This is a genomic window from Stenotrophomonas sp. STEN023 (assembly GCF_056760135.1).
Genome location: NZ_JBRREF010000063.1, coordinates 19879 through 27450, shown reverse-complemented (window position 1 = coordinate 27450; position 7572 = coordinate 19879). Strand labels below are relative to the sequence as shown.

The 7572-nt window shown below is 64.8% G+C and carries 7 protein-coding genes and 1 tRNA gene; 1 reads left to right on the top strand and 7 read right to left on the bottom strand.

The features are described 5' to 3' along the window. Window positions 1–275 precede the first annotated feature (275 nt). The gene (locus ACVOLV_RS16180) at window positions 276–938 is read left to right on the top strand and encodes an energy transducer TonB (RefSeq protein WP_481555275.1); all 663 of its coding nucleotides are present in this window, start codon (window positions 276–278) and stop codon (window positions 936–938) included. A gap of 168 nt (window positions 939–1106) precedes the next feature. Here the strand turns inward: ACVOLV_RS16180 and ACVOLV_RS16175 are convergent. The 7 genes from ACVOLV_RS16175 to leuS all read right to left on the bottom strand — a co-directional run bounded on the left by ACVOLV_RS16175 (window position 1107) and on the right by leuS (window position 7376). Continuing rightward, window positions 1107–1183, bottom strand: a tRNA-Asn gene (locus ACVOLV_RS16175). Window positions 1184–1207: 24 nt separating this feature from the next. Further along, entirely contained in the window at window positions 1208–1678 is a 471-nt protein-coding gene (gene rlmH / locus ACVOLV_RS16170) for a 23S rRNA (pseudouridine(1915)-N(3))-methyltransferase RlmH (RefSeq protein WP_303749500.1), read from the bottom strand. Between the two features lie 81 nt (window positions 1679–1759). Further along, window positions 1760–2179: a ribosome silencing factor gene (rsfS, locus tag ACVOLV_RS16165; protein WP_481555274.1), complete on the bottom strand. Its 420-nt coding sequence runs from the start codon at window positions 2177–2179 to the stop codon at window positions 1760–1762. Between the two features lie 59 nt (window positions 2180–2238). Continuing rightward, window positions 2239–2949 (bottom strand): nicotinate-nucleotide adenylyltransferase, encoded by a 711-nt coding sequence (gene nadD / locus ACVOLV_RS16160; RefSeq protein ID WP_481555273.1) that lies wholly within the window; start codon window positions 2947–2949, stop codon window positions 2239–2241. Further along, window positions 2950–3993, bottom strand: coding sequence for a DNA polymerase III subunit delta (gene holA / locus ACVOLV_RS16155; RefSeq protein WP_481555272.1), 1044 nt, complete (start codon window positions 3991–3993; stop codon window positions 2950–2952). Window positions 3994–4036: 43 nt separating this feature from the next. Continuing rightward, on the bottom strand, window positions 4037–4642 hold the full coding sequence (locus ACVOLV_RS16150) for an LPS-assembly lipoprotein LptE (RefSeq protein WP_481555271.1): 606 nt from the start codon (window positions 4640–4642) through the stop codon (window positions 4037–4039). A 91-nt stretch (window positions 4643–4733) separates the two neighbouring features. After that, a complete protein-coding gene (gene leuS, locus ACVOLV_RS16145) occupies window positions 4734–7376 on the bottom strand; it encodes a leucine--tRNA ligase (RefSeq protein WP_481555270.1) in 2643 nt (880 codons plus the stop codon). Between the last annotated feature and the right edge of the window lie 196 nt (window positions 7377–7572).

Sequence of the window (7572 nt, the reverse complement as noted above, 5' to 3'; positions counted from 1 at the left end):
GGGGCGGGCGCCCCCCCCCCCCACGCCGCCACCCCCCCCCCCCCCCCCCGGGCCCCCCCCGGGGGGGGGGCCGGGCCGCCCCCCCCCCCCCGCTCCCACAAGAGCCGGCCGTTGCCTGCCCCCTCAAGCTGTCCGCCAGCTGACCAGGAACAACCACCCCGCTTGCCGAACGCAGGAATAAAAGGCGCACTGCAGCTACGGGACGCAGTCGAGCAACCCCGTCCCGTGTCATCGCGCGTTGTTCTCTGTCACACGCCCACGCATGGAGGTGGTACATGGTCCGCACGCAACAACGCAGTCCGTCCCTGCACGTAGAACCCTCGCGCATCCTTGCCTACAGCACTGCCCTGGCACTGCACGCCCTTGCCCTCGCGCTGCTGCTGATTCCGCTGTCACAGGTGCCGATCCAGCGGGAGGCGCGTGAAGCACGTTGGCAGGTCCCTGACGTCAAACCCATCGTCCCCAACCCGCCACTGCCACCGGTCGATGTACCAGTAACGCGCACACCTTCACCACCACGACCACCGGCACTGGCCGCGCCGGTGGACAACGCGCCTATGCCGATCTTCGCTACCGAGGCGGTGATCAGCGCACCGGTTGATGTGGCGCCGGCCGTCGACACCCTGCCGTCCATCGATCCAGTGGGTCCATCGACACCGCTACAAGGTGTACAGCTGCGCTACCTCAACGCGCCGGCCCCCAGCTATCCGCGTGACGCGCTGATCGCAGGTACACAGGGCACGGTGACGTTGCGGGTACTGGTGGACGTGGATGGTTCGCCGCTGGAAGTCAGCGTCGAGCACAGCAGCGGCAACCGCAGCCTCGACACCGCCGCACGCAACCAGGTGCTGCGTCGCTGGAAATTCCAACCGGCAACCGATGGCGGCCGTCCGGTCCAGGCTTACGGCCTGATTCCGGTCGACTTCAAACTCGGCTGAGCAGTTCTGGCTACCACTCATGGCAGCGCTTTGCGGCGCTGCCATGAGCAATTTTCCAGATCCTCGTTCGAGTCATGCTTGCAGTCCTGCCGTGATTCGTTCAGCAGCAGCTTGAACAACAGGCAAAAAAAGACCCGCATCTCGCGATGCGGGTCTTCAATCAAATCTTGGCGCCCGAAGTTGGACTCGAACCAACGACCCCCTGATTAACAGTCAAGTGCTCTAACCGGCTGAGCTATTCGGGCGGGGAGGCGCATTCTATACGTTAATTACGCGCGATGGTAGGGGTGATTGGCCAACATCGCTGCTGCGCGATACAACTGCTCGGCAACCACCAGCCGAACCAGCATATGCGGCAAGGTCAGCGGGCCTATCGACCACTTCTCATCGGCCACTGCGGATACTTCCGCTGCGTGCCCTTCCGGGCCGCCAATCAGGAAGGCCAGGTCGCGTCCCTGCGTGCGCCAGTGCTCCAGACGCTGCGCCAGCTGCTCTGAACTGAGCTGTTTGCCGGGCACATCAAGCGCCACCACATAAGGGTTTTTGGGCAGCGCAGCCAGCACCCGCTTGCCTTCGTCCTCGATGGCGCGCTTGGGATCACGACCCTTGCCACGCAGGCCGGGTTCGATTTCCACCAGTTCCAGCGGCAGCCAATGCGACAGTCGCTTCTGGTACTCGGCGAACCCCTGCGCCACCCACGACGGCGCGCGTTCGCCGGTGGCGATCAATCTGGCTTTCATGCATGGCCTCCTATCAAGCCGCACAAACGAAGACGGCGCCCTGCGGCGCCGTCACGGAAACAGAAGCCGTGGCCGTCAGGCTCAGCCGGCATCCTGCTCATCTTCGTCGTCATACTCGGAACGCGGCTGGTCACCGACGGTCCACAGACGCTCCAGCGCATACAGCTCACGCACGCGCGGCAGCATGACGTGGACGATGACGTCACCCAGGTCGACCAGCACCCATTCGGCTTCGCGCTCGCCTTCAACACCCAGCGGCATCACGCCCAGGTTCTTGGCGAAACGTACGACTTCCTCGCCAATCGACTTGACGTGGCGGGTGGAGGTGCCGGAGACCACCACCATGTAATCAGCAACGCTGGACTTGCCACGGACATCGAGCTCGACGGCATCCCGCGCCTTGATCTCCTCAAGGGCGGAGTGGACGGACGCCAGCAGGGCCGGGACGGAGGGTGCCGGGCTGGGCATTTGGGTCTTGATGACTTGGGCTTCGGTGGTCAAAGCAGCAGAACTCGATGAATTAAGGGGACGATTATAGAGAACCTGGCCGCTGCCGGCATTCACGCCCGCGCGGCACAGCCATAAAGGCCTTGCGCAAGGATGTACTCAGCCACCGGCGAAGGCAACAGATCGCGCCATTGGCCGCCATTGGCGATGGCTTCACGCACCACGGTCGCCGACTCGGCGTGCAGCGGCTGTCGCAGCCGCCAGACCCGGCCAGCCGGTTTGGCGGCCAGTTCGTCGGCCGAACCGGCCCAGGCCGTTTGCAGGCGCTGCCCCAGTGCCGCTGGCAGCTCGCCATCCAGACCACTGCCAGGGCGTTCAGCCACCACGATATGCGCCAGGTCCAGCAGGTATTCCCATTCATGCCAGCTGGGCAGGCCAAGCAGGCTGTCAGCGCCCATCAGCATGGCCAAGGGGCGTTGTGGACCGATCTGGGCGCGGATGTCGCGCAGGGTGTCCACCGTCCATGACGGCACACCCGGTTGCAGCTCGGCGCGCAGCAGCTCACGCTTGTCGACCAGCAGGCTGGGTTCCCCTGCTACCGCGAGTTCCAGCATCCACGTGCGCTGTTCAGCGTTGGCGCCGGGCGGTGCCCGGTGCGGCGGATCGGCAGCCGGCATCAGGTGAACAGGCACCTTCAGCTCGGTGGCAGCGCAGCGGGCGATGGCCAGGTGACCGTTATGAATCGGATCGAAGGTGCCGCCGTACAGCAGCCACAGGCTTTCGTCTGCGCCAGCAGCTGCCGGCGACAGCGCGGCGATGTTCATTCAGCGCACGCCACGGACAAGCAGGCGCACCGCCCTGGCCTCGGCCAAGGCGACCAGCAGACGCTCAAGGGCGAGCCATGGATCACCGTCCGCCCTGCCCTTGGCCATGCGGTCCACCTGCGAGGCCTCGGCGACGAAGCGCTCCCAGCGGCGCGGATCGGGATGGCGCTGCAGCGCGCGCTTGAACGGCGCCTGGCGCGACTCCCAGATGCCCTTGGATTTCATTTCGGCAGCCAGGTTGCCACCGGCAGCCTGTACCCGTGCCAGCCCGGCGGTGATCAGCAGTTCGCGGATCAGGATCGGCATCAGCGCGGCCACCGCCTCGCCCTCGGCGCGCAGGCCGGCGACCATCCGCAACACTGCCGCTGCCTGCCCGGAGAAGGCGGCTTCGCTCAAACGGAACACGTCGTAGCGGGCGGCATCAGCCACCAACGACTCCATCTTGGCCACGTCCAGCGATTGGCCATCCGCCAGCAAGGCCAGCTTGTCGATTTCCTGCGCTGCCGCCAGCAGGTTGCCTTCAACCCGCTCGCTCAGGCGTTGCACGGCGCCCGGATCGGCACGCAGGCCCTTGCTGCGCAGGCGCCGCTCGATCCAATCACCCAGTTCATGCGGTTTGATCGCCCAGGCCACCGACAACACGCCAACCTTGTTGACGGCCTCGGCCCATTTGCCCTGATGCGCCTTGCTCCATTCGCCAGCGGTGATCAGCAGCACCACGTCCGGCGCCGGCCGCGCGCAGAAGTCGCTGATGACCTCGGCGCCCTCCTTGCCCGGCTTGCCATTGGGCAGGCGTACCTCGACCAGACGCCGCGCACTGAACAGGCTGGGCGCGTTGAAGCTGGAAGCCAGCTGCCCCCAGTCGAAGTCGCGGCCATCGGCATCAAATACTTCACGCTCGCCGATACCGTCCGCACGCGCCTTGGCGCGCACTGCATCGGCGGCTTCAATCACCCGCAGCAGTTCTGGGCCGGCGATCAGATACACCGGCGCCAAGGGCTGGGAGGCTATCTGGCTGGCCAGTTGTTCCGGTCGCAACTCCATCGCTCAGGCCTGCCGGGTCTGTGCGGCGTGCAAGAACAGCAACTCAGCGCACCTCACCTGCAGCATCCTGCGCAGGCTTGGGCGCGTCTGTCGCACCCTCGGCCGGCGTCGGCGCATGCAAGGCCTTTTCCACATCGGCGCGGACCACGCTGTCGATACGACGCAGGATCGAGGCCGACATTTCACGGCGCAGCTCATCGGCCAGGATTTCGCGCTCGGTGGTGGTACCGGTGGCGTCCTGCGGCGGCGACACGTAGTCACGCGACAGCTCCACCGCCTGTTCCGGCACAATCACGCTGCCATCCGGCCGCAGGAAGCTGAACACCACCGCGTAGCGCAGGCTGTATTCCTGGGCACGGCCCTGGGCATCAATGGCAATTGGCAGGTCACCCCAGCGCTCGGAGCGGATCTGCAGACGGGCGACCCCAGGGGTCTTGCCGGCGACCGGCAACGTGTCCCCTTCTTCGACCACGGTGGCGCCCGAAGAGCGCAGGCCGCGGTTGAGGAACTTGACCAGTTCGCTGTAACGCACCGCCGAATCCACCTGCACCGCCGGCATATCGGCAGGCAACGCGAGCTTGTTACGCAGATGGAAGCCGCAACCGGTGAGGGTGGCGGCAAGAATCAGGGCAGTCAGGTATCGAGTCATGCACACAGTCTGGAGGAGCCGGCCGGGAGCGGCAACAGGCAGCTAGCCTGCCTGATGCCGCGTGAACTGCACTTGAGATACCCGTTGCGGCTTACGCCGCAACGATGTTGACGATCTTGCCCGGCACGATGATGACCTTGCGGATGGTCAGGCCATCCAGGAACTTCGCCGCATTCGGCTCTTCCTTGGCAAGGACCTCGATCTGCTCGCGCGGCGTATCCGCAGCCACCTCGATGGTGCCGCGCAGCTTGCCGTTGATCTGCACTGCCAGGGTCAGCGAATCCTTGACCAGGGCAGCGGCATCAACCTGCGGGAACGGCTGGTCTTCAAGCAGGGTCTGCTCGTGGCCCAGCAGCTGCCACATCGCATGGCAGGCATGCGGGGTGATCGGGTTCAACAGCAGCACAGCAGCCTGCAGGGCCTCCTGGCGCACCGCACGGCCCTGCGCACTGGCATCGTCGAACTTGGCCAGTGCGTTCAGCAGCTCCATCACCGCGGCGATGGCGGTATTGAAGGCGTGGCGGCGACCGTAGTCGTCGCTGACCTTGCTGATGGTTTCGTGGGTCTTGCGGCGGATCGCCTTCTGCTCGGCACTCAGCGCAGCGACATCCAGTGCCGGTGCAACGCCGTCGGCAACGTGCTTGTGCACCATCGCCCACAGCCGGCGCAGGAAGCGCGCCATGCCATCGACGCCGGCCTCGTTCCATTCCAGCGACTGTTCCGGCGGCGCAGCGAACATCGAGAACAGGCGCACGGTGTCAGCGCCGTACTTGGCCACCATGGTCTGCGGGTCGACGCCGTTGTTCTTGGACTTGGACATCTTCTCGACGCCACCAATCACCACCGGCTGGCCGTCTTCGCGCAGGGTCGCGCCGGTGATGCGGCCGCGCTCGTCGCGCACCGTGTCCACATCGGCCGGGTTGAACCAATCCTTGGAACCGTCGCTGTTCTGGCGGTAGAAGGTTTCAGCGATGACCATGCCCTGGCACAGCAGGTTCTGCGCCGGTTCGTTACTGTCCACCATGCGCGCATCGCGCATCAGCTTGTGGAAGAAACGGAAATACATCAGGTGCAGGATGGCGTGCTCGATGCCACCGATGTACTGGTCGACCGGCAGCCAATAATTGCCGCGCTTGTCCACCGCCTCACGGGCACCCGGCGAGGTATAGCGGGCGTAGTACCAGCTCGACTCCATGAAGGTGTCGAAGGTATCGGTTTCGCGCTCGGCCGCGCCGCCGCAATCCGGGCAGGTGGTCTTGCGCCATTCCAGATCGGCCTTGATCGGCGAACCGGTGCCATTGAGCGTTACGTCTTCCGGCAGGATCACCGGCAGCTGGTCTTCCGGCACCGGCACCGCGCCACACTTGTCGCAGTAGATCACCGGGATCGGGCAGCCCCAGTAACGCTGGCGGCTCACGCCCCAGTCGCGCAGGCGGTAATTGACCCGGCGCTGGCCCTGGGCCTTGCGCTCGAAACGCTCGGCCAATGCCTCGAACGCACCCTGGAAATCCAGGCCGTCGAATTCGGCCGAATTGACCAGCTCGGTTTCACGGGTCTTGTCGCCGTACCAGTCCTGCCAGCGGCTGTCGTCGTAGCTGCGCTCGTCGTCGTTCTTCGGCGACTTCAGTGCAATGACCTGCAGCTTGGGCAGCTTGTACTTGGTGGCGAACTCGAAATCACGCTGATCGTGGCCCGGAACAGCCATTACCGCGCCGGTGCCGTAGCCCATCAGCACGAAGTTGGCGACCCAGATCGGCACCTGCTCGCCGCTGACCGGATGGATGGCCTTCAGGCCGGTGTCCATGCCGCGCTTTTCCTGGGTTTCCAGTTCGGCCTCGGAGACACCGCCCTGCTTCAGCTCGGCCAGCATGGCGGCCAGCTGCGGGTTGTTCTTTGCGGCGTGCACGGCCAGCGGGTGTTCGCCGGCAATGGAGACGAAGCTCACGCCCATCACCGTGTCCGGGCGGGTGGTGAACACGCGCAGCGGATCCAGTGCAGCGCCATCCACGTCACGCACGTCGAACTGGATTTCCAGGCCTTCGGAGCGACCGATCCAGTTGCGCTGCATGGTCTTGACCGACTCCGGCCAACCCGGCAGCTCGTCCAGCCCGTCCAGCAATTCCTGGGCGTAATCGGTGATGCGCAGGAACCACTGCGGGATCTCGCGCTTCTCGACCAGTGCGCCGGAACGCCAGCCACGGCCATCAATGACCTGCTCGTTGGCCAGCACGGTGTTGTCGACCGGGTCCCAGTTCACCACCGAGTTGCGGCGGTAGGCCAGGCCCTTGCGCATCAACCGGGTGAACATGCGCTGCTCGTGGACGTAGTAGTCCGGCGTGCAGGTGGCGAATTCTCGCGACCAGTCGATCGCATAGCCCAGCGACTTGAGCTGGCTGCGCATATGGCCGATGTTGGCGTAGGTCCACTTGGCCGGCGCGGTCTTGTTCTTGATCGCGGCGTTTTCGGCCGGAAGGCCGAAGGCGTCCCAGCCCATCGGCTGCAGCACGTTATGGCCGGTCATGCGCTTGTAGCGGCTGATGACGTCGCCAATGGTGTAGTTGCGCACATGGCCCATGTGCAGTGCACCGGACGGGTACGGAAGCATCGACAAGCAGTAGAACTTGGGCTTGTCCGAGGTTTCGTTCACCTCGAATGCTTTCTCGGCCTCCCAGAATTTCTGGGCGGCGGCTTCAACCTGCTGGGGATCGTAGATATTTGGTTCGACGCTGGACATGTCAACGCTGGGCAACGGCAAAGCGGCAAAGGGTACCGCAGTGCATCATTGCACTCCAATCCGGGCGCAGACCAGTATCAAGCAATGCCTGCAGGTCATTGAAATATAGGACTTTTAAAAAACCGGAGGTTTCTCAAAGACACGCTACATGGCTTGCTTGCGCGTGCCCTGCCCCGATTCGCGGCACCTCGCCTGC

Excerpts from the sequence above, each read along its gene's own strand:
- ACVOLV_RS16180 (WP_481555275.1), top strand. The coding sequence starts at position 276 with ATGGTCCGCACGCAACAACGCAGTCCGTCCCTGCACGTAGAACCCTCG.
- leuS (WP_481555270.1), bottom strand. The coding sequence starts at position 7,376 with ATGTCCAGCGTCGAACCAAATATCTACGATCCCCAGCAGGTTGAAGCC.
- rlmH (WP_303749500.1), bottom strand. The coding sequence starts at position 1,678 with ATGAAAGCCAGATTGATCGCCACCGGCGAACGCGCGCCGTCGTGGGTG.
- nadD (WP_481555273.1), bottom strand. The coding sequence starts at position 2,949 with ATGAACATCGCCGCGCTGTCGCCGGCAGCTGCTGGCGCAGACGAAAGC.
- holA (WP_481555272.1), bottom strand. The coding sequence starts at position 3,993 with ATGGAGTTGCGACCGGAACAACTGGCCAGCCAGATAGCCTCCCAGCCC.
- ACVOLV_RS16150 (WP_481555271.1), bottom strand. The coding sequence starts at position 4,642 with ATGACTCGATACCTGACTGCCCTGATTCTTGCCGCCACCCTCACCGGT.